This window comes from Hyunsoonleella flava (genome assembly GCF_004310325.1).
Taxonomy (GTDB): domain Bacteria; phylum Bacteroidota; class Bacteroidia; order Flavobacteriales; family Flavobacteriaceae; genus Jejuia; species Jejuia flava.
In genome coordinates this window covers 64,508-85,477 of record NZ_SIRT01000014.1, presented here as the reverse complement: position 1 = coordinate 85,477, position 20,970 = coordinate 64,508, and the positions used below count along the sequence as shown (strand labels likewise).

The 20,970-nt window shown below is 35.1% G+C and carries 21 protein-coding genes; 12 read left to right on the top strand and 9 right to left on the bottom strand.

Annotation, left to right across the window (positions count from 1 at the left end; genetic code table 11):
• The first annotated feature begins 75 nt into the window (after window positions 1–75).
• From aroC to EYD45_RS14360, 7 genes are all read left to right on the top strand, one after another.
• Window positions 76–1,137, top strand: a complete 1,062-nt coding sequence (aroC, locus tag EYD45_RS14390; protein WP_130965262.1) for a chorismate synthase — start codon at window positions 76–78, stop codon at window positions 1,135–1,137.
• Window positions 1,138–1,435: 298 nt separating this feature from the next.
• Window positions 1,436–2,083, top strand: coding sequence for a hypothetical protein (locus tag EYD45_RS14385; RefSeq protein WP_130965261.1), 648 nt, complete (start codon window positions 1,436–1,438; stop codon window positions 2,081–2,083).
• Between the two features lie 50 nt (window positions 2,084–2,133).
• The gene (locus EYD45_RS14380; protein WP_130965260.1) at window positions 2,134–3,459 is read left to right on the top strand and encodes a dicarboxylate/amino acid:cation symporter; all 1,326 of its coding nucleotides are present in this window, start codon (window positions 2,134–2,136) and stop codon (window positions 3,457–3,459) included.
• 76 nt (window positions 3,460–3,535) lie between these two features.
• The gene (gene gshB / locus EYD45_RS14375; RefSeq protein WP_130965259.1) at window positions 3,536–4,573 is read left to right on the top strand and encodes a glutathione synthase; all 1,038 of its coding nucleotides are present in this window, start codon (window positions 3,536–3,538) and stop codon (window positions 4,571–4,573) included.
• Window positions 4,574–4,623: 50 nt separating this feature from the next.
• On the top strand, window positions 4,624–5,778 hold the full coding sequence (locus EYD45_RS14370; protein WP_130965258.1) for a sulfurtransferase: 1,155 nt from the start codon (window positions 4,624–4,626) through the stop codon (window positions 5,776–5,778).
• On the top strand, window positions 5,771–6,601 hold the full coding sequence (locus EYD45_RS14365; RefSeq protein WP_130965257.1) for an N-formylglutamate amidohydrolase: 831 nt from the start codon (window positions 5,771–5,773) through the stop codon (window positions 6,599–6,601). The genes EYD45_RS14370 and EYD45_RS14365 overlap by 8 nt, the downstream gene beginning before the upstream one ends.
• A gap of 51 nt (window positions 6,602–6,652) precedes the next feature.
• On the top strand, window positions 6,653–7,813 hold the full coding sequence (locus EYD45_RS14360; protein ID WP_130965256.1) for a flavohemoglobin expression-modulating QEGLA motif protein: 1,161 nt from the start codon (window positions 6,653–6,655) through the stop codon (window positions 7,811–7,813).
• Window positions 7,814–7,910: 97 nt separating this feature from the next.
• Here the strand turns inward: EYD45_RS14360 and rho are convergent, their stop codons facing one another.
• Window positions 7,911–9,506, bottom strand: a complete 1,596-nt coding sequence (gene rho, locus EYD45_RS14355) for a transcription termination factor Rho (RefSeq protein ID WP_130965255.1) — start codon at window positions 9,504–9,506, stop codon at window positions 7,911–7,913.
• Window positions 9,507–9,706: 200 nt separating this feature from the next.
• Here rho and EYD45_RS14350 point away from each other — a divergent pair, with 200 nt between their 5' ends.
• A complete protein-coding gene (locus tag EYD45_RS14350; RefSeq protein WP_130965254.1) occupies window positions 9,707–10,117 on the top strand; it encodes a DUF4293 domain-containing protein in 411 nt (136 codons plus the stop codon).
• Window positions 10,118–10,597: 480 nt separating this feature from the next.
• Here the strand turns inward: EYD45_RS14350 and EYD45_RS14345 are convergent, their stop codons facing one another.
• Window positions 10,598–11,026: an FKBP-type peptidyl-prolyl cis-trans isomerase gene (locus EYD45_RS14345; RefSeq protein WP_130965253.1), complete on the bottom strand. Its 429-nt coding sequence runs from the start codon at window positions 11,024–11,026 to the stop codon at window positions 10,598–10,600.
• A gap of 219 nt (window positions 11,027–11,245) precedes the next feature.
• Window positions 11,246–11,752 (bottom strand): metallophosphoesterase family protein, encoded by a 507-nt coding sequence (locus EYD45_RS14340; protein WP_130965252.1) that lies wholly within the window; start codon window positions 11,750–11,752, stop codon window positions 11,246–11,248.
• Window positions 11,753–11,987: 235 nt separating this feature from the next.
• Between EYD45_RS14340 and EYD45_RS14335 the strand changes: the two genes are divergently transcribed.
• The 4 genes from EYD45_RS14335 to EYD45_RS14320 all read left to right on the top strand — a co-directional run bounded on the left by EYD45_RS14335 (window position 11,988) and on the right by EYD45_RS14320 (window position 16,315).
• Window positions 11,988–12,623, top strand: coding sequence for a hypothetical protein (locus tag EYD45_RS14335; RefSeq protein WP_130965251.1), 636 nt, complete (start codon window positions 11,988–11,990; stop codon window positions 12,621–12,623).
• 341 nt (window positions 12,624–12,964) lie between these two features.
• A complete protein-coding gene (locus EYD45_RS14330; protein ID WP_130965250.1) occupies window positions 12,965–13,591 on the top strand; it encodes a Pr6Pr family membrane protein in 627 nt (208 codons plus the stop codon).
• Between the two features lie 210 nt (window positions 13,592–13,801).
• Complete coding sequence (truA, locus tag EYD45_RS14325; RefSeq protein WP_130965249.1) at window positions 13,802–14,545, top strand: tRNA pseudouridine(38-40) synthase TruA; 744 nt, start codon at window positions 13,802–13,804, stop codon at window positions 14,543–14,545.
• Window positions 14,546–16,315: an ABC transporter ATP-binding protein gene (locus EYD45_RS14320; RefSeq protein WP_130965248.1), complete on the top strand. Its 1,770-nt coding sequence runs from the start codon at window positions 14,546–14,548 to the stop codon at window positions 16,313–16,315.
• Window positions 16,316–16,318: 3 nt separating this feature from the next.
• Here EYD45_RS14320 and EYD45_RS14315 read toward each other — a convergent pair whose 3' ends face one another.
• The 6 genes from EYD45_RS14315 to folP all read right to left on the bottom strand — a co-directional run bounded on the left by EYD45_RS14315 (window position 16,319) and on the right by folP (window position 20,903).
• A complete protein-coding gene (locus tag EYD45_RS14315) occupies window positions 16,319–17,107 on the bottom strand; it encodes a DUF3667 domain-containing protein (RefSeq protein ID WP_130965247.1) in 789 nt (262 codons plus the stop codon).
• Window position 17,108: 1 nt separating this feature from the next.
• The gene (locus tag EYD45_RS14310) at window positions 17,109–17,906 is read right to left on the bottom strand and encodes a DUF3667 domain-containing protein (RefSeq protein ID WP_130965246.1); all 798 of its coding nucleotides are present in this window, start codon (window positions 17,904–17,906) and stop codon (window positions 17,109–17,111) included.
• Window positions 17,906–18,691, bottom strand: coding sequence for a diadenylate cyclase (locus EYD45_RS14305; protein ID WP_130965245.1), 786 nt, complete (start codon window positions 18,689–18,691; stop codon window positions 17,906–17,908). The genes EYD45_RS14310 and EYD45_RS14305 overlap by 1 nt, the downstream gene beginning before the upstream one ends.
• A 36-nt stretch (window positions 18,692–18,727) precedes the next feature.
• The gene (locus tag EYD45_RS14300) at window positions 18,728–19,414 is read right to left on the bottom strand and encodes a hypothetical protein (RefSeq protein ID WP_130965244.1); all 687 of its coding nucleotides are present in this window, start codon (window positions 19,412–19,414) and stop codon (window positions 18,728–18,730) included.
• A 145-nt stretch (window positions 19,415–19,559) separates the two neighbouring features.
• On the bottom strand, window positions 19,560–19,943 hold the full coding sequence (locus EYD45_RS14295; RefSeq protein ID WP_130965243.1) for an endonuclease domain-containing protein: 384 nt from the start codon (window positions 19,941–19,943) through the stop codon (window positions 19,560–19,562).
• A 138-nt stretch (window positions 19,944–20,081) separates the two neighbouring features.
• Complete coding sequence (folP, locus tag EYD45_RS14290) at window positions 20,082–20,903, bottom strand: dihydropteroate synthase (protein WP_130965242.1); 822 nt, start codon at window positions 20,901–20,903, stop codon at window positions 20,082–20,084.
• Window positions 20,904–20,970 lie beyond the last annotated feature (67 nt).

Genomic DNA, 20,970 nt, shown 5'->3' with positions numbered 1-20,970 from the left:
ATTCTTACAAGCTGCAGTTCTTAAAAAATTAGCGTAATTCAAGGCTAAAGTTTATTTTAGCAAAAAAATTTCAAGATGGCTGGAAATTCCTTTGGAAAACTCTTTAGTATAACGACGTATGGTGAATCTCACGGACCCGCTTTGGGAGGTGTAATTGATGGTTGCCCACCAGGTATTGAGCTGGATATGGATGCTATTCAAAATGAAATGAATCGCCGTAAACCAGGACAATCAGCCATTGTTACACAACGTAAAGAACCAGATAGCGTGAAATTTCACTCAGGTATTTTTGAGGGTAAAACTACAGGAACTCCGATAGGCTTTGTAATTGAGAATACCAATCAAAAATCTCACGACTATTCGCATATAAAGGATAGTTATAGACCGAGTCATGCCGATTATACATACGATAAAAAATATGGCACACGCGACTATAGAGGCGGTGGGCGAAGTTCAGCACGTGAAACCGCTTGTAGAGTTGTGGCTGGGGCAATTGCCAAACAAGTATTGAAAGGTATAGAAATATACGCCTATGTTTCTGGCGTTGGTACCATGAAGCTGGACAAACCTTATTCAGAACTCGATTTAACCAAAATTGAGAGTAACATTGTCCGTTGCCCAGACCAAGAAATGGCGACAAAAATGGAGCAATATATTAAGGAAGTACGAAGTAAGGGAGATACTGTAGGTGGCATCATTAGCTGCGTTGTTAAAAATGTACCAGCTGGTTTAGGCGAACCAGTTTTTGATAAGCTGCATGCCGATTTAGGTAAGGCAATGCTATCCATAAATGCGGTTAAGGGTTTTGAGTATGGTAGCGGTTTCCATGGAAGTACCATGTACGGCAGTGATCATAATGATGCTTTCAATACAGACGGTTCTACAAAAACTAACAACTCTGGTGGTATACAAGGTGGTATCAGCAATGGTATGGATATTTACTTTAACGTGGCCTTTAAACCCGTGGCGACTTTAATTCAGAAATACGAAACCATAGATAAAAAAGGAGAAATCGTAGAAATGCAAGGTAAGGGGCGCCACGATCCTTGTGTGGTGCCAAGAGCGGTACCTATTGTTGAAGCTATGGCTGCTTTGGTTTTGGCTGATTTTTATTTAATTAATAAGATATATTCTTAGATTTTTAAGGAGCTATTCCCGCTTTCCACTATATCTTTTTGCGAAGCTTCCCGAACTCGTTTCAGGGTCTCAACTATTTAATACTAACTCTTTTTTCTAAGAAATACTTCGTTATTTGTGGCTTCCCAAAAAGGATGCCGTTTCAATCGGGGCTAAACTATCAGCAAAATTTTGGTTAAACTCTTAAATTCTATTATTTCTGCTAGAGCGGTCTCGCTATACTTTTTTTCTTTTTAGAACGTTCCTTAATTTGCAGATATTGAATAAAATATCCGATTATCTTAACTAACCTAATTTAATGAAAGTAGTAAAGTGGATTTTTATCATTTTAGTACTGATTTCCTTTAACTTCTTAGTTACGGAATATCTTTTAAGAGTCAATGGAATTATAGAAAACATCCATGAAACTAAACTTGGTAATGAACTTAAAAACGCCGATCGTATTTTTGATTTTAGCCCTAAAATGGAATCAAGGCTCTTAGAACTTCAGCTAGGAGAAAAGTTCGATTTAGACTCTAAAGAAAAAGAAAAGCGCATTTCCTTTGCCAAGGTAGAAAATTATAACCCTTATCCGCCAATACGACATCCTTTTACATCAGATTATGTTATTTACAGAAAGGATTCTGTAGTAAAACAAATAACTATACTTTCTGGAGAAAGCGATACAACACCTTCTGTTTTGGTTAAAAAAGTTAGGGGAAAGCAAACGAGTTGGGGAGACTATTTTGTTACATACATATTTTATCATAACTGTTTTGATATTGGTAATGGTAATATTGATACTGATTATAATGACATTGATTGGTATTCTTTTAGAGGTGGCAGTTATAATGGTTTTGAAGAGGCTTGGATTATTGTTTTTACATTTTTTCAAATTATTATTCTAGTAATTTGGTTGTACCTAAAAAAAAGAAAAACATCAAAAAATACTTATATTGCCTCTTAAATATTAATTAATAAAGTATCTTCTCTTTTTGAGAGGTTATTAGGGATTATATGAAAAAACTAGCATTACACTGGAAAATTATTATAGGAATGGTTCTTGGAATCATTTTTGGTTTTATAATGAACGGTATTGATGGTGGAAAAGATATTGTTACTAATTGGATTTCCCCTTTTGGCACTATTTTCATTAACCTTCTAAAGCTAATCGCTGTACCATTAATCTTAGCTTCTTTAATCAAAGGGATTTCAGATTTAAAAGATATTTCAAAAATTAAATCAATGGGTTTGCGTACCATTGGTATTTATATGACAACTACTTTAATAGCTGTTATTATTGGTTTGGCAATAGTAAATGTTGTTAAGCCAGGTAATGGAATGCCACAGGACACTTTAGAAAAAATTAAACTTAAGTATGAAAATGATGCTGGTGTTACTGATAGAATAGCTCAGGCTTCAGCACAAAAAGATGCAGGTCCTTTGCAAGCTTTGGTAGATATTTTTCCAAGTAATATTTTTAAAGCGTTTGCAGACGCTTCAATGTTGCAAGTCATATTTTTTGCCCTATTTGTTGGCATTTGTTTATTGTTAATTGGTGAGAAAAAGGCAAAACCATTGGTGAATTTCTTCGATTCTTTAAACGAGGTGGTTATGAAAATGGTAGACTTAATTATGCTTTTTGCACCTTATGCTGTTTTTGCACTTTTAGCAAATGTTATTATTGCGTTTGATGATACCGAGATACTTGTAAAACTCTTATATTATGCATTATGTGTAGTTGGCGGGCTGATATCAATGATAATAGTCTATTTAGTTTTGGTAAGTGTTATCGCAAAAAAATCACCAATTTGGTTTCTAAAAGAACTTAGTCCAGCACAATTATTAGCGTTTTCCACCAGCAGTAGTGCTGCAACATTGCCGGTGACTATGGAGCGCGTAGAAGAGCATCTGGGAGTAGATAAGGAAGTCTCAGGTTTTGTTTTGCCTGTAGGCGCTACTGTAAATATGGATGGAACCAGTTTGTACCAAGGTATTGCTGCGGTGTTTATTATGCAAGTACTATGGCCGGAAGGATTAACTTTCACTAACCAATTGGTTATTATCGGTACTGCTGTTTTAGCCTCAATAGGTAGTGCTGCTGTGCCAAGTGCAGGTATTGTTATGTTGGTTATTGTATTGGAGTCCGTTGGGTTTCCTGCGGAACTATTACCTATCGGAATTGCGCTAATTTTTGCGGTAGACAGACCGCTGGACATGGGCCGAACTGTGGTTAATGTAACAGGCGATGCCACGGTATCTATGCTCGTGGCAAAATCTTTAGATAAGCTTCATGAGCCGCAACCTAAAGAATGGGATGACCATTATGACGAGGTAAAATAATCTCCAAGAGATTTAATTCTCGACTTTTTTTCTTTATTTTTAAGGGAATTAATCAAATTTTTAAAACCACTAAAGCATGAATATTTGCTTCATCATGTATCCTTGGGAAAATATTGATCCTGATAATGATACAACTCTTGCGCTTATAAAAGAATGTGTAAAACGAAATCATGGTGTTGCCATGTGTATTCCCGCAGATTTAACCATACGGAACAGTGTTACCACAGCAAATTGCTCGGTGATTAACCGCATGGAAAAAACACCTTCTTCTTTAAAATCTTTTTACAATAAGGTAAAAATTAGAGAAGAAATGTTGCCCTTGGCGGGGTTTGACGTTATTTTCTTCAGAGCAAACCCACCTTTGGATCCCATTATGCTAAATTTTCTGGATTCTGTCAAGGATGACGTTTTTATTATGAACTCATTGGAAGGTATGCGCGAAGCAAATAACAAATTATATACTGCTGCATTTGGCGATGCACATAGCAATATTATTCCTGCTACGCATGTATCAAAAAGTAAGCGCTATTTAATCAAACAAATTAAGGAATCTACCGCTGATAAAATGATTTTGAAACCTTTGAATGGTTTTGGAGGTTCTGGTGTTATTTTGATTGAAAAATCTGCAATGAGCAATATTAATTCTTTGCTGGATTTTTATATTACAAATAGTGATGGTTCTTCAAGTTATGTGATTCTTCAAGATTATATTGAAGGCGCCGACCAAGGTGATGTTCGTATTTTGATTTTGAATGGAGAGCCTGTGGGCGCCATGAAACGTGTTCCGGGAAGTGACGATCATCGCTCTAATGTTTCTGCTGGAGGTAGCGTACAAAAACATAGCTTAACTAAAGAGGAAAAGGCGTTATGCAAACAAATCGGGCCAAAATTGGTAAACGACGGACTTTATTTTGTTGGTATTGACGTTATAGGCGGAAAGCTGGTTGAGGTAAATGTAATGTCTCCTGGTGGGATTACGTATATCAATAAAGTCTATAAGCTTAAAACAAAAATAGAGGAGAAGGTTATTGATTTCTTGGAGATGAAGGTACTGGATAAACTACAAGCTTTTGATAGACGAACTAGGTTGCGTAAGGCTGTTCAAGATGCTTAGGTAGTTTACAGTTGCAATCACAGTTTACAGTAGTCTCATTAAAAGAAAAAATGAATATCAGAACAACATCGCCAGTAGTTTCAGTACAATGGCTTCACGATAATTTAGAAGCTAAAAATCTGATAGTGTTGGATGGCACCATCGCTAAAGCGTTTGATGCGATGTCCTTACAAATACCAAAAGCACGATTTTTTGATATCAAAAAAAAGTTCAGCGATACGTCAAATCCCTTTCCTAGTGCATTTCCTTCGGCAGCGCAATTTCAACAAGAAGCAAGAAAATTAGGTATAAATAATGACAGCGCAATTGTGGTTTATGACGATAAAGGTATTTACTCTAGCGCCCGGGTGTGGTGGTTGTTTAAAGCGTTTGGTTTTAAAAATATTGCCGTATTGGATGGTGGGTTTCCAGAATGGCAAAACGCAGGTTTTCCAACGGAATATATGCAAGTTTATGAAGGTGACTTAGGTGATTTTGAAGCAAATCTTCAGCCTAACTTCATGAAGTTTTTTGATGATATAAAAAACGCTTCAACATTTAAAACCCATAATATAGTTGATGCACGGTCTGCTGCAAGATTCAATTGCGACGTTCCTGAGCCCAGGGAAGGTTTACGCAGAGGAACTATTCCCAATTCTATAAATCTGCCATTCACGGATTTATTGGAAAATGGTAAACTAAAATCAAAAAAGGAGATTGAGAAGTCTTTTTATATGGTAGCTGAAAAAGATGAAGACATCATCTTTTCTTGCGGTTCAGGTATTACAGCATGTGTGTTAGCTTTAGGTGCAGAAATTTCAGGTCATAAAAACATATCTGTCTATGATGGCTCATGGACAGAATTCGGAACCTTAACTTCAGGTAATATGGAACAACCAAAAACATCGACAAAAGATGAAGTGTTGGCATACATTTTAATTTATGTCTTACATTCAGATCTTAGTGAAACGTGGAAAGAGAAAGAGTATATCTTAAAGCGCGTGGAAAAGGATGTATATAAGCGGGTTTATGAGCAATTCAAAAAAGATAATGATTACCAATGTATCCAAAATATCATAGAGGCAGTTAAAGCAAACAATTATTACCGAAATGATTTTGCTGATTTGTTTGCCGATATCAAATTAATGGCATTTGCTGATGGCGAATACGATGATATGGAAAAAGCGGTTTATGCTAATTTGAAAAGGATTTTGAAGGATGGATAGGTTAACCGTAACACAAATAATTTCAAAAATACAATCTGAGGAAATCTTTGAAGCCGTAGCGTCCGACTATTCGTTTACTATAAAAATTGATAAATACGTGCCTTATGCGTGTGCGGCGATTCATGACGGACATCAATTTAGAAAAGAACTTTGGGAGAATTGTATCCATACCGAATATGAGCGCTGGTACGAGGAAGACCCTGAAACCAAAAATATGGTACAATCACACCCTATACTGATTGCGGGTTGTGATTCACGCTTTGAATATGATTTAAACCGTGCGCCCGAAGATGCCGTTTTTGAAACTGCTTGGGGTAAGCAATTGTGGCATCAACCACTTTCAGAAGATATGAAAACCAAAAGTTTGAATAAGCATGTAAATTTTTACAAGGTAGTGCATGCTTTAATTGAAACTCTAGAGAAAAAATTTGGATTTTGTACGGTTTATGACATGCACAGCTATAACTGGAAACGTTGGGATAGGGCAGTACCCACTTGGAATTTGGGTACAAGTAATATTGATAATGCGCGTTTTGGAGACGTCATAGAAGATTGGAGACAGAGTCTTTCTGAAATTAAATTTCCGAATGACATAAAATCTACGTCTTTAATAAATGATACATTTCAAGGCAATGGATATTTCTTAAAATATATTACTAAAAACTTTAAAAATACCTTAGTTTTGGCAACCGAAATAGCAAAGGTCTATTGCGATGAATATGAGCAAGTTATTTTCCCTGAAGTGGTTGAAACTGTAGAAGAGGAATTGAAAACTCGAATTCCTAGGCATGCTGAATATGTTTATGAAACATTCAAAAATTAAACTTATCATTCTGGACTTGATTCAGAATATAAAAATATAATTGGGCTAAATATGATGGTGGATAATAGCACAAGCACAAAAGCATTGTTGGAGATTGATAAGCGCATTGATGAGTTGGTGAAGCAAATCGAATTATTGAGCTACGTCAACCCTATAAATATAGAAGAAGAAAAAGAACGCTTTTTTGCATCGAAGTACCTAACCGATCCGGTGTTTAAGTATCCTAATATCAATTTTGATAAATTCAAACTTCATAGAGAGCTGTTTACACAACCCTTAGAGCAAATTGAAGACATTGATATTCGTAATCTTTACGAGGATATTATTTATGCCTACTCTGGACTCATTCAATGCATTGAAAATATCGGGAATGGTAAACATTTTTATTTTAATAGTTTACATTGTTTTGGGACACCAACAGAAAATGATGTTGAAAATGCTAAATTTATTCTTCATTTTGAAGATGAAAATAAAGACCTTGAGCGTTTTCAACCAAAATATTCAGCAAAGGATTCTGAAATCTTTTTTAAGGAGTTTTCAAAAAAATACGACTTTAGTTACAACATAGAATTTTCTGATAAGATTTCTGCAATTGCCATGGTTTTAAATAACATTAAAACCTTGGTGTTAAATACGAATCACACCTATTCAGAAAATGAACTTGCGGTATTAACCAACCATGAAATTGGAGTACACATGGTTACTACCATGAATGGGTTGTTGCACCCATTAAAAATATTTTCTCATGGTTTTCCTGATAATGAAGAAACTCAAGAAGGCTTAGCGGTGTTTTCAGAATATATGAGCAATAATTTAACGGTAACACGTCTTAAAGAACTAGCATATCGGGTGATAGCCGTGGATAGTTTAGCAAAAGGCTATCCATTTTCAAGAACCTTTAGATTGTTGCATAACAATTATGATTTAGATAGAGAAAGTGCATTTTACATAACACTTAGGGCGCATCGTGGAGGTGGCTTCACAAAGGACTATTTATACCTCTCTGGTCTTAAAAAGATTTATGATTATTACCATTCTGGGAAAGATTTGAATTTGCTTTTAACAGGAAAAGTGTCTTTAGATTATGTTGATGAAATTCAATCGTTAATTAAAAAAGGATTTGCAGTACCTTCAAAACACATCACAGATTCCTATGCCGAAAATAAAAACACGGATAAGAAAGTAGATTTTATTTTACGAAGTTTAAAATAAACTATTTAAACCACTCCAATCTTAAGTTTTCAACACAAAAAAAGCCCTAACAAAATATGCTAGGGCCATAGTTAATTTGAGTTAGTCAACTTCTTAATTATCCATTCATGGAAATTAAAAATTCTTCATTATTTCTAGTCTGTTTAAAGCGCTCGTTAATAAACTCCATAGCTTCCACAGGATTCATATCTGCTAAATACTTACGCATCACCCACATACGTTGTACTGTATTTTCGTCTAATAACTTATCATCACGACGCGTACTTGAAGACGTAAGATCGATAGCAGGGAAAATTCTACGGTTAGATATTTTTCTATCCAACTGAAGCTCCATATTACCAGTTCCCTTAAATTCTTCAAAAATCACCTCGTCCATTTTAGATCCAGTTTCAGTAAGTGCAGTAGCTATAATGGTTAAAGAACCACCGTTTTCAATGTTACGTGCGGCACCAAAGAAACGTTTTGGTCGGTGTAATGCATTAGCATCAACACCACCCGATAATATTTTACCAGATGCAGGTTGCACGGTGTTATAAGCACGTGCTAAACGTGTAATAGAATCTAAAAGAATCACTACATCGTGTCCGCATTCAACCAATCGTTTTGCTTTTTCTAAAACAATATCGGCAATCTTTACGTGTTCATGGGCTTCCTTATCAAAAGTAGAAGCAATAACTTCTCCACGCACATTACGTTGCATGTCAGTTACCTCTTCAGGACGCTCATCAATCAATAAAATCATTTGATATACTTCCGGATGATTCGCTGCAATAGCATTGGCTACATCCTTAAGCAACATGGTTTTACCAGTTTTAGGTTGTGATACAATCATACCACGCTGCCCTTTACCAATAGGAGCAAACAAGTCCATAATTCTAGTAGAAATGGTGCTTTGGCGTTCTGCCAAATTAAATTTTTCTTCAGGGAATAACGGTGTTAAATGCTCAAAAGCAACACGATCTCTCACCACATTAGGATCCTGACCGTTAATTTTACTCACCTTAATTAAAGGAAAATACTTTTCACCTTCTTTCGGTGGGCGCACATGTCCTAAAACTGTGTCGCCTTTTTTAAGACCAAACAATCTAATTTGCGATTGTGATACATAAATATCATCAGGAGACGATAAATAATTGTAGTCCGAAGACCTTAAAAACCCGTAACCATCCTGCATGATGTCCAAAACACCTTCACTTTCAATAATGGCATCAAATTCATAATCAGGCTCTCGGTAACGGTTTCTATTATCCTTATTGCCATTGTTGCCTTTATTCTTATGGTTCTGGTTTTTATGCTGGTGGTTATTGTCGCGTCTTTGGTTCTGGTTACGCTGCTTGTTATCGCGTTGCCCTCTGTTCTGTTGGTTGTTATTTTGCTTTTGGCTGTCGTTAGACGAGTCTTTATCAGCAGATTTTTCCTGTCCATTATCAGACGCTTTACTGTCCTTCGGGCTAGAATCATTTTTATGCTCTTTTTGTACGCGCTGTCTAGGTTTTCTAGCAGGTTGTTCCGTTTTTGCGTCTGGGGTAGGTACCGCTTCTTTTACTACTTTAGGATCTGCTGCTTGCTTATCTAATATTTGATACACCAAATCCAATTTCTTCATCGAGCGGAATTTTGGAATACTTAATTGCTTTGCAATATCTTGTAAATCAGTAAGTTTCTTTTCTTTTAATTGTGAAATTTCAAACATGAATGTTTAGTTGTATGCTATTATATTGAATATAAAATTTGAGTTTTCTGAAAAAAAATAGATTTTTTATTCTGAAGAATTAACAACCTGAATTGGCGATTGTTGAGAATTATTACTGCAATAATACAACTTTATTTTAATTTAAGCTGTCAAATTAATAAAGAAACTACTATTTTTGCCTTCCAGATTATAAAAGTAACATGTTACAACGTATTCAAACGGTATATTTACTATTGGCAGCGGCCAGTGCGCTAGGGCTCATATTCGTGTTCCATTTATGGATAACGAATGAGGGCACCACTGTTTTCGCAAAAGATAAGTTACCGTTTTTCGCGGCATTTTTAGCATCGGGAGCGTTGTCATTAATCACTATTTTTTTATTTAAAAACAGGAAGCTTCAATTTGTATTGGGGCGCCTTAACATAATATTAAACTTTTTTTTACTAGGATTTTTCGTGTATCTATCTCTAAATTTATCTGGAGAAACTGAGGTTTCAGAGAAAGGTATTGGGATGTTTCTTCCTATTATTTCTATCGTGTTTTTGGCCTTGGCCAATAAAGCCATTAAAAAGGATGAAGATCTTGTAAAATCTGTAGATCGATTGCGTTAAACCTAACATCTTAGTAGTATTAGTGCGTAAGCCCAAGGTGAAGATCTTGGGCTTTTTTTAGTGAAATCCTATTTTTAAAAGTTGCAAAGCAACGCATTCAAAATAGATAGTTGAACTAATCCCGCTGAAGAGATGGGTATGTGGCCGACCAAAATCCCTCCGAAGGAGGGAAACACTCAAAACTCTTTATTAAATATTTTATTTGGGCGTTACCCTCCTTGGGTCGGGTCGGGCTTTCGGGAGTCGCTCCCTCCTGCGTCGGGGAGCTTCAACAAATCCCTCAATCCCTAACGCACCTATCCGGCAAGGTTTAGCTTTTATCAAGGTGTTCCATGTTTGCTTAGGCAAGTAATCAATAAAACTAAGAACACAAAAAAGCCTGAAAATATGTTTCAGGCCGTTTTTTATCTTCGTAATCCCTTTGTATAGGAGTAAGCAAGTCCTCTCCAACTGGGGAGGATTTAGGATGGGCTTCTCTTTTTATTTTATCTCAACAAGCTCTAAATCAAAAATTAAATCCTGTCCCGCTAACGGATGGTTAGCATCAACAACTATATGATCTTCTAAAACTTCAGCAACTCTAAACTGTATCTCTCTACCATCTTCACCTCTAGACGCTAATCCCATGCCAACCTCAGGTGTCATTTCTGGAGGAAGTTGTTCCTTTTTTACATCGTAAAATAATTCCTTTTGTACCTCACCATAAGCCTCAGCAACTGGAATGTTAATCGTTTTCTTCTCGTTTACTTTCATAGCAATCATACCTTTCTCAAAACCAGGAATAAGCATTCCTTGTCCTAAAGTAACCTCTAGTGGCTCTCTTTCTAGCGAGCTATCAAAAACCTGTCCGTTGCTTAGTTTTCCTGTGTAATGTACTCTTACTGTATCATTCTCTTTTACTGCACTCATATCTAATACTATTTTCTGTTTTTAAATAAGTTTGCAAATTTACAACTAATTAAGAGAAAAGTCTCCCTTAATTCTCTCAAAGTAAAGCACATCTCAACCTTCCTAAAGAGAAGGAGACATTCAGCTTTATAAAAATTTTTAAAAGCATAGTTTTTTGGTAAAAACATGCCACAACAGTAAGCAAGTCCTCCCTTTTTGGGTTGGATTTAGGAGGGGCTCTTAATTTTTTGGATGTCTTACCGGAAATTCAATAACCTCCAAATCATCAATTTTTTTTCCGTCAATTGTAAAACGTAGCATGGTCCGCACTTTATGAAACCCATGTTTTCCAGCAGCACCAGGGTTCATGTGTATTAAGTTTAACTTTTTATCGGGCATTACCTTTAAAATATGCGAATGTCCGCAAATAAATAATCGTGGTGGGTTTTGCTTTAAGGTTTCCGAAACCCGCGCATTGTATTTTGGAGGATAGCCACCAATATGTGTCATCCAAACATCAACCTCTTCGCAGGTAAACCTATTATGTTCTGGAAATTCTACTCTAACTTTAGCATTATCAATATTACCATAAACTGCTCGTAAAGGTTTTAGGGCTTTAATGGCATCGGTAACTTTTAAATCGCCAATATCGCCTGCATGCCACACCTCATCAGCTTGTTTTACATATTTTAGTATGTCGTTATCTATGTAACTGTGGGTGTCGGAAAGCAGGAGGATTTTTGTCACTTATGCTATATTTATTGCGATATTTTAATATTAATCCTGTGTTTGTAAAGTTACATAATCTCGGTGTTATGCTTGTAAAAAGTAATGCATTGTTCTTTTGACTTTGTCAGAAAAATTGTCGAACTTCGTTTAACGTTGGATATAAGTCATTAAAACGACGTATATCCAGAGAAGTTATGGGCAAGATGAACAGAACGTTTCACAACAATTAAACTAAATTAATTTATAATAAAACATGAAATCAAAAACCTTCTTATTTCTATTAACCTTCTCAATCCCCTTTTGCCTTTTCTCTCAAGGAACAAATAATGATTTTGAGTATGATAAAACGGATTTAGAATCAATAACCAGTGAACTGGGATTTTATACATTTAAGTTTCCCGTAGAACAAAATTCTCAACAAATATATGATATAGTGATTGAGGAGTTCGAAAATGGGCAAATGATTAACAAAATAAGTCTCGTAAAAGACACAAAAGAAAAATTTAAAAAATATGGTATTGAAGCTTCTAACTATCTTGTTCCCAAAAAAGATAGTGACTCAATCTATTTCCATAGGTTTTATTTTCATAAAAAAGACTCTTTAATATCACTAAAAATAAAATCACATGGAATAGGGTCAAAGCATGATTTTAGTTTGACTGGAAAGTCTACTTTCGATATGAGTGCTATTTATTCTGCAAAAGAGGAAATTGATAGTTTAGGGTTTATTAAAATTGAACATACAAAACCATTAATGTTCCTATATGCTAATTCAGAGAAAGAGAAAGAGGAACCACTGTGGTGTCCAAGCGGAATTGAAAAAGAGGATTTAGTTAAGAGGTTTTATTATGTAATTTTGATTTCTATGAAAGAATTTATAAAAGATTAAATCCAGCCCATAACACCGTGTAAAAATAATTGCTTGGTTCTTGCCTACTCGGAAAATCCTGCGGATTTTCCTCTGGTTCGTTCCATTTTTAGTAAGTTAGTTCCTCGCACGCGCAACTATCCTTACACAAACCGTTAAACGAACCTTTTCAAAAATCATATCTATAATATTTATTCCTCAAGCCTGCAAATACCAACATCAGCAATTAGGTATACTTCGATAACACCTGCAAAGGTTTATTAAAACTTTCTGATGTAGTAGATACAAACTACAAAAGTTAGCTTTATTTATATAAATCCATAACTTCGCTATATTGGGAAAACAAATAATTAAGTCGCTACATGAAAAAAACAATCCTTTTAATACTGGCAATACTTGGTTGGTTAACCCTTATTATCCGTTTGTATTTAAGAATAACGGAATTTGATTTTTCTGCATTAGAATCTACCATTCAGTTTTTTAGTTATTTTACAATTCTTACCAATGTATTAGTCACCATATATTGCACAAAACAGCTATTAAAAAAAGAAGAAGATAAGCCTTCACTATTTACCAAAGCCGAAACGCTAACCGCGCTTACAGCATTTATTTTGATTGTAGGTATTGTTTATCATATTGCCCTTAAACCCATTTGGAATCCTGAAGGATTAACCATGATTTTAAGTGAAATACATCATACCGTAGTGCCACTGGGCGCTTTGATACTTTGGGGGCTATCTGTTAAAACAGATGTTGTTGCACTAAAAATCCTCTTGAAATGGTTACTGTATCCTATTATCTATATCACCTTTGTATTGATTCGGGGCAGTTTTTCAGATTTTTACCCTTATCCTTTCTTGGACGTCAATGCTTTGGGTATTCAGAGTGTATTGGTAAATTCCTTTTTCTTGTTGGTAATAATGATTGTGCTATTATTCATTTTTTACTTTTTAGGTAACTTAGTAAGGAAAAAATTAGTTACGGACTAGAACAGGAAATGGCAAACACACCCGCGTTAGGGATTGAGGCATTTGTTGAAGCTCCCCGACATAGGAGGGAGCGACTGCCGAAAGCCCGACCACGCTCGTGGCGTGGTAACGCCCAAATTATAAAATCTTTTTTAATATTTAATTAAGACAACACACTTTACCACAACTATAAATCTCTCTATCTTTGTAGCTTCACAAAAGCGTTGGGTATTGCGATATTTTATTGAGCTTTCATATAATGGTACGGCTTACCATGGTTGGCAAATTCAGCCAAAGGCCATAACGGTCCAGGAGGTTTTAGAGGATGCACTGTCTACAGTATTGAATGAAAAAATTGCCGTGGTTGGTGCCGGTAGAACGGATGCGGGCGTGCATGCGAAACAGATGTTTGCGCATTTTGATACTGAGGCGACGTTTACCGAAACGGACTTGGTGTATAAACTGAATTCGTTTTTGCCGTTTAATATTGCTGTGGCTGCTATTTTTAAGGTTCAGCCAGAGGCACATGCGAGGTTTGATGCAATAAGGCGCAGCTATTTGTATCGCGTGGGGTTTAAGAAAAACGTGTTTGCGCATCGTAACGCATATTTGTTAAAGCAACCGCTGGATATGGAAGCGATGAATGCGGCGGCCAAAATTTTATTTGAGTATAAGGATTTTCAATGCTTTTCGAAAACACATACCGATGTAAAAACGTATTATTGTGATATCATGAAGGCAAAATGGTTTTTACGCGACGATGAGTTACATTTTACCATTACGGCTGACCGCTTTTTGCGCAATATGGTGCGTGCCATTGTGGGTACGATGATTAATATTGGACTGGGGAAAATTTCGTTGGATGATTTTCGTGCGATTATTGCCTCTAAAGATAGGAGTGAAGCGGGCTATTCGGTACCTGCACATGGGTTGTATTTAACCGAGGTGGCGTACCCCGAAACGATAAAATTATAAATGACAAAGAAGAAGGAGCAAATATTTGATGTAACGCTGTTTAAGCGCTTGTTTAGGTTTATAAGGCCTTATAAAACTGTGTTTATCACGGTGTTTATTTCGGTACTTATTATAGCGGCGTTGGGTGTGGCTACTCCGTATTTGTTGCAGCAAGCCATTGATGAAAACCTGACTAATAAGCTTGAAGCTGGTTTTTTAGGTTTTGTACTAATTATGGTGGGCTTATTGTTCTTGGAGTTTTTGTTTCAATTGGTATTTATATTTTATTCGGGTTGGTTAGGACAACATGTTGTAAAGGACGTAAGGGTGAAATTGTTTAATCACTTACTACGTTTTAAGATGAAGTATTACGATAACTCTTCGGTTGGGGTGTTGATTACACGATCGGTTACTGATATGGAGCGTATTGCGGATATTTTCGGTCAAGGCTTGTTTCAGATTTTTAAGGATTTGTTGACGATGATAGTTGTTTCTGGAGCCATGTTTTACATGAACTGGAAGCTAACATTGATTGTGTTTGGAATGTTGCCAATAGTACTTTACGCTACACGATTATTTCAAAAGTACATGAAAAAGGCTTTTGAGGAGGTGCGTACCGAGGTGTCTAACTTAAATTCCTTTGTTCAGGAGCGTTTAACGGGGATGAAAATTTTACAATTGTTCGCCAGAGAGGATATTGAAAATGAAAAGTTCAGACAGATTAACGAACGCCATAAAAAAGGTTGGTTAAAAACGATTTGGTATAACTCTATTTTCTTTCCTATTGCAGAATTATCGTCGTCCATTACTATCGGTTTAGTGGTGTATTTTGGAGGTTTGGGCAATGCTTTAAGCGACACTGCGTCTCAAGGTGTTTTGGTGGCCTTCATCATGTTTATTCCAAAATTGTTTAGGCCATTGCGCCAAATTGCGGATAAGTTCAACACACTTCAAATGGGAATGGTGGCGGCTACAAGAGTTTTTAAAGTGCTTGATACTACGTCTCAAATTGATGACCATGGCACACATGAAGCAGAACATTTTAAAGGTGATATTGCTTTTAAAAATGTTTGGTTTAATTATGTGGAAGATGAGCCAGTATTAAAAGGTATTTCTTTTGATGTAAAAGCAGGACAAACCATCGCCATTGTAGGAGCTACGGGTGCTGGAAAGTCTACAATTATAAATTTGTTGAATCGGTTTTATGAGATTAAGGATGGTGTGATTGCCATTGATGGTAAAGATATCAAGGGTGTTACTTTAGCATCTTTAAGAACTCAGATTGCTGTGGTATTGCAGGATGTGTTTTTGTTTGCCGATACTATTTTGAACAACATTACTTTAAATAATCCTGAGGTTACCGAAGCGCAAGTTATTGAAGCTGCAAAATCTATTGGTGTGCATGAATTTATCAGTACTTTACCTAACGGTTATCATTATAATGTTAAAGAGCGTGGTGTGATGTTATCTTCTGGTCAGCGCCAGTTAATTTCGTTCTTAAGGGCTTATGTTACCAACCCAAGTATTTTGGTGTTAGATGAGGCCACGTCTTCTGTGGATTCCTATTCAGAGCAACTCATTCAAAATGCTACCGATAAAATTACTAAGGATAGAACGTCTATTGTTATTGCGCACCGTTTAGCCACCGTTAAAAAAGCGGATAAAATCTTGGTTATGGATGCTGGCGAAATTGTGGAACAAGGCACCCATGACGAACTGCTGAAAAAGAAAGACGGGTACTATAAGAACTTGTATGAAGTTCAGTTTTTAAAGGAGCAAGAGGTAGCTTAACTATTACTTTTTTGGCATAAAATCTTGAACTGAAACTTCTCCTGTTAAAAAAAGAAGTATCATAGTTAGGATAGAAAGCCCCATATAACCCATCAGAAAGAAAACAAAATACAATGGGACCCTCCAAAATAATGATTTAACACTATCTTTTGAGTTACGATATGCCACATAGGCACAGAACAAAATCATAATTAAAGAATACAATAAGGCATAATCTATATAAAACTGAGGGTTTATCATTAGCGTAATTACAGAGTATACTGAAGATACAATACTAAAAGCCGTTATTCCATAAATTGCAATAATCATATGTTCGGCAAAATTGTAATTCTTTTTATTAAAAAATATAAGACCAGCAAAAGCCAATACGGGAATGTAGGCCAAATAGAGTAATGAGCTGTACTCCATAGTCGATGCCATTATTTTTTTTGTACCCTCACCTCCTGCACTTGTTTGTGCATAGCTTATACTGCCAAAATCTATACTTTCCCAAGCAATCTTTTTCATTAAAAAAAGCGTGAGTCCCGATAATGTTAGTGTGATGGCCAACATGCTTACAGGATTCAAATATTTTTTTCTCAAACCGTTAATATAACCTCCACAAACATTTTCAGGTTTTACAAGCATATGTTTTATGGTTGTAATAAATGTATTATCCAGATTGAAATAGCGCTCTAAGAAGTCATATATTAAGCTTTTATTAGTAATTCTTTGTCTTACTACTTTACCTCCGCAATCTGGACAGTAGCTATAGTCTGTTCTTAATGTACTATTACAATTTTTACAATTCATTTTAATGATTATTTGCGCTTCCTGCCAGATACCCTATTGCATATGTAGCAATTGAAATAAATATAAACAAAATTCCATATAAAAAACCGATTAATAGAAACCTTGCGAAACTGTCAAGAAGTGTTGTTTTAAATACTCTGTGAAGTATATAAAAAAGATAAGCAAAGGTAAAAACACTTACTAGGACAGAAATTGTTAAATAATCTCCTCCACAAACCAAAAATAGAATGCTTAATACGGCACTAACGATAATAATTTGTGCGGAGTAGTATAGGTTAATTACAATATGTTCGGTGAAATTATAACGTCTATCACCAACAAGGTAATATGCTATCCAAGTGGAAAAAGCAGAAATAGGTACGCTTAACACGTAAATAACACTTTGGTAGTTATTTATGGCACTATAATCCATATTTCCTGGAGCAAAAGGATTATTTTCTTGATTTGAAAGCTCTTTAAAAGAGTCGCCGTAGAGGCTATCTAAATTCATGGCATCCTTAAAAAACGTGTTCATCAAAAATACTTGAATTCCCACCAATGTTAAAGAAATAGCAAAGTATTGAATTACATCCACATACTTTTTCCTTGTACCTTCAATGTAACTTACAATAACTTCTTCGGGCTTTGTAAAAAGGAATACTAATGTTTTAAATAGTTTATTATCAAGATTAAAGAAATAGAGGTTGATTTCTGTCCAAATGTTTTTGAATGTAAGTCTATTACGAATAACTTTAGCACCACACTCAGAACAATAGTTTTGGTAAGCTTGTATCTCGATGTTACAGTTTTTACATTGCATTACGCCAAATCGTTCTTAATCATTTTAGCAAGTTCGGTAGTGTCTTCAAAAACCACAAATTCACCATCTTTAAAATAGGAAATATGTCCTGTCTCTTCGCTTACAGCCAATGCTAAGGCATCTGTTTTTTCAGTAACTCCAATAGCGGCGCGATGACGTAACCCGAAACGTTGCGGGATGTGTTTCTCGTTATTTACGGGTAGAATGACACGAGTAGCTTTTACAATATTATTGCTTATGATAATGGCACCATCGTGTAACGGACTATTTTTAAAGAATATACTTTCTATAATGGGCTGGGTAACTTTAATATTCATTTCGTCACCAGATTCTGAAAGGAAATCCAAGTTATTGTTACGCTCAAAAACAATTAGAGCACCAGTTTTCGACATGCTCATTTTGTTGCAAGCTGAAATAATGGCATCCACATCACTTTCATTAGTACCCTCGGTTTTTAAGAATTTAAGCTGTTTTAAAAATTTGCGACGTCTGCTGAAATTTGTAGATCCCACCATTAATAAAAACTTCCTGATTTCTGGTTGAAATACGACAATAAGCGCAATAATACCTACACGCATAAAGCCACCAAAAATTCCAGAAAGCAGTTCCATGTTAAGGAACTCGGTCAATTTCCACGCGCCATAGATGATGATAATACCGAGAAAAATATTTATGGCAACCGTGCCTTTTACAAGTTTGTAGAGATAATAGAGCAGGAGTGCAACAAGCACAACATCTAGATAGTCTATAAAACGAAGGTTTAAAATGTCATCAAAGATGTTCAATAGCTGATAGGTTTTGGTAAATTTAAGAAATTGTGATCAATTATAAAGATACTCTTTATTTGATATTGATAGATGATTAAGATTTAAATCTGATATTTTGGATTTATAAAAAATATAATCTTGGAATTTTAAATTCTTATCAAAATTTAAAATTATTCTTCCTGTTAGCGTGTCAATTTCTTTAATTTCCTTTTTCAAGGTAGAAATATTCATTTTTTCTGGAATTGGAATAGTATTTCCTTTAGAAATTGAAATATCTTTATTTTCACCAAAATAAATTAAATGAATATTTCCAGAATGTTCAAAGCTAGAGATATCTGATGGAATTATTTCTGGTTTTTCTAGGTTGTAATTGGTTGTGGTAAATTCTAAAAACCCCAAATTATTAATACTCAAATCATGACAGGTAAAGTAATTCTTTGCATTTTCATTTTTATGACTGGAAGACTTCTTTTTGTCCTGTAAAAACTTAATATGTGGAATAGCCTGCTTCAACGTCAAGCGTTTATCCACATTTACTAACCAATTGGTAGTGCTTATCAAATTTTTTCTATTTAGTAAAACACTATCCGGTTGGGTTTCATCATAAAACAAGTAAGCAGGAGAAACATCTTGAATTTCGTTGATATCCGCTTTTTCAATTTGAGGTAGTTGTAGCTCTTTTTCGTTTCCGCAGGAAAAAAACAATGCTGCTAATAATAGAGATATAATCTTATATTTCATTTTTTGAATAAGTTTTTTTACACACCCCTTACTCCCCTCTTTTTAGAGGGGAAACTGTTGCGTTTAATTTACTATTAATGAACTTTCGACATTTTATTTATTTTTATTTTTAAAAGTATGAGTGTCCCTCCTAATAAGGAGGGGGTCAGGGAGGTGTAAATCCATATTCTTCAAATTTAAAAATATAATCCTCAATAGCCCTAATAACGTTATCAATGTCATTCATTATTTGATAATCAGAAAATCTTAACATATGAATTTCTAATTCGTTTAATCGCTTTGTTTTCTTTACATCTTTCTCATAAACTTCTATGATTTCATGCGAATACCCATCACATTCAATTGCTAACCGTAATTTATTGCAAAAGAAGTCAACAATATAATTATCTATTGGTTTCTGTCTATGAAAATCGTAACCATGCATTTGTTTTCTTCTAAGATATGTCCATAGTTTTATTTCAGACTTCGTAGAGTTGTTACGAAGTTGTCTTGCAAGTTCTTTTAGTTTTGGATTATAGTAGATTTTCATCTTATACACTTAACACACCCCTTAATCCCCTCTTTTTAGAGAGGAAACTGTAGCGTTTTCTTTTTGATATTTATCATTTTTGTGCTGTTTCTTAGACTATGAGTGTCCCTCCTAAAAGGAGTGGGTCAGGGAGGTGTTTTAATGTAGAGCCTCAACCAATTTTATAGCTTCCACAGCTTCCTTTACATCATGTACGCGCAAAATAGAAGCGCCTTTTTGCAAGCCGATAGTATTTAAAACTGTAGTCCCGTTAAGTGCATCTTGTGCTGAAGTATCTAAAGTTTTATAAATCATAGATTTTCTAGAGACACCAACTAATAGTGGTTTTTCAATCATTTTAAATAATTCGAGTTTGTTCAACAATTCAAAATTCTGTTCTAAGGTTTTTGCAAAACCAAACCCTGGGTCTATCACGACATCTATAATACCTAAATCCCTAGCAGCAACAATTCTTTCAGAAAAATAAAATAAAATATCTTTTACTAAATCATCATACTCGGTTAAACTTTGCATCGTTTGGGGTGTTCCTCGCATATGCATCATGATATAAGGCACCTGCAATGCAGCAATGGTTTTCAGCATGTTTTCATCTAAATTACCAGCTGAAATATCATTTATTAATGCAGCACCAGTTTTCATGCATTGTTTAGCCACCTCACTTCTAAATGTGTCTATTGAGATTAAAGTCTCTGGAAATTCATTTAAAATTAATTGTACAATAGGCAAGATGCGGTTTAACTCTTCTTCCTCACTTACATGTTCCGCATTTGGTCTTGAACTGTAGGCCCCAACATCTATAAAAGTAGCGCCCTCATTTAGCATTTGTTCTACTTGTTTTAGAATAGAGGTTTCATCTTTATACTTGCCACCATCATAAAACGAATCAGGAGTAACATTTAAAACACCCATCACTTTGGGAGTAGATAAATCAACAAGTTTGCCTTTGCAATTTATGGTCATTAATATGTTTTTCTAAAGTGTTTGTATGTAGTTTAAAACTTTAAACCACAAACTTTGAACATTCTAA

Excerpts from the sequence above, each read along its gene's own strand:
- EYD45_RS14380 (WP_130965260.1), top strand. The coding sequence starts at position 2,134 with ATGAAAAAACTAGCATTACACTGGAAAATTATTATAGGAATGGTTCTT.
- EYD45_RS14335 (WP_130965251.1), top strand. The coding sequence starts at position 11,988 with ATGAAATCAAAAACCTTCTTATTTCTATTAACCTTCTCAATCCCCTTT.
- EYD45_RS14320 (WP_130965248.1), top strand. The coding sequence starts at position 14,546 with ATGACAAAGAAGAAGGAGCAAATATTTGATGTAACGCTGTTTAAGCGC.
- EYD45_RS14330 (WP_130965250.1), top strand. The coding sequence starts at position 12,965 with ATGAAAAAAACAATCCTTTTAATACTGGCAATACTTGGTTGGTTAACC.
- EYD45_RS14300 (WP_130965244.1), bottom strand. The coding sequence starts at position 19,414 with ATGAAATATAAGATTATATCTCTATTATTAGCAGCATTGTTTTTTTCC.
- EYD45_RS14370 (WP_130965258.1), top strand. The coding sequence starts at position 4,624 with ATGAATATCAGAACAACATCGCCAGTAGTTTCAGTACAATGGCTTCAC.
- EYD45_RS14345 (WP_130965253.1), bottom strand. The coding sequence starts at position 11,026 with ATGAGTGCAGTAAAAGAGAATGATACAGTAAGAGTACATTACACAGGA.
- EYD45_RS14315 (WP_130965247.1), bottom strand. The coding sequence starts at position 17,107 with ATGAATTGTAAAAATTGTAATAGTACATTAAGAACAGACTATAGCTAC.
- gshB (WP_130965259.1), top strand. The coding sequence starts at position 3,536 with ATGAATATTTGCTTCATCATGTATCCTTGGGAAAATATTGATCCTGAT.
- EYD45_RS14385 (WP_130965261.1), top strand. The coding sequence starts at position 1,436 with ATGAAAGTAGTAAAGTGGATTTTTATCATTTTAGTACTGATTTCCTTT.
- EYD45_RS14295 (WP_130965243.1), bottom strand. The coding sequence starts at position 19,943 with ATGAAAATCTACTATAATCCAAAACTAAAAGAACTTGCAAGACAACTT.
- EYD45_RS14350 (WP_130965254.1), top strand. The coding sequence starts at position 9,707 with ATGTTACAACGTATTCAAACGGTATATTTACTATTGGCAGCGGCCAGT.
- EYD45_RS14310 (WP_130965246.1), bottom strand. The coding sequence starts at position 17,906 with ATGCAATGTAAAAACTGTAACATCGAGATACAAGCTTACCAAAACTAT.
- EYD45_RS14365 (WP_130965257.1), top strand. The coding sequence starts at position 5,771 with ATGGATAGGTTAACCGTAACACAAATAATTTCAAAAATACAATCTGAG.
- folP (WP_130965242.1), bottom strand. The coding sequence starts at position 20,903 with ATGACCATAAATTGCAAAGGCAAACTTGTTGATTTATCTACTCCCAAA.
- EYD45_RS14360 (WP_130965256.1), top strand. The coding sequence starts at position 6,653 with ATGATGGTGGATAATAGCACAAGCACAAAAGCATTGTTGGAGATTGAT.
- rho (WP_130965255.1), bottom strand. The coding sequence starts at position 9,506 with ATGTTTGAAATTTCACAATTAAAAGAAAAGAAACTTACTGATTTACAA.
- aroC (WP_130965262.1), top strand. The coding sequence starts at position 76 with ATGGCTGGAAATTCCTTTGGAAAACTCTTTAGTATAACGACGTATGGT.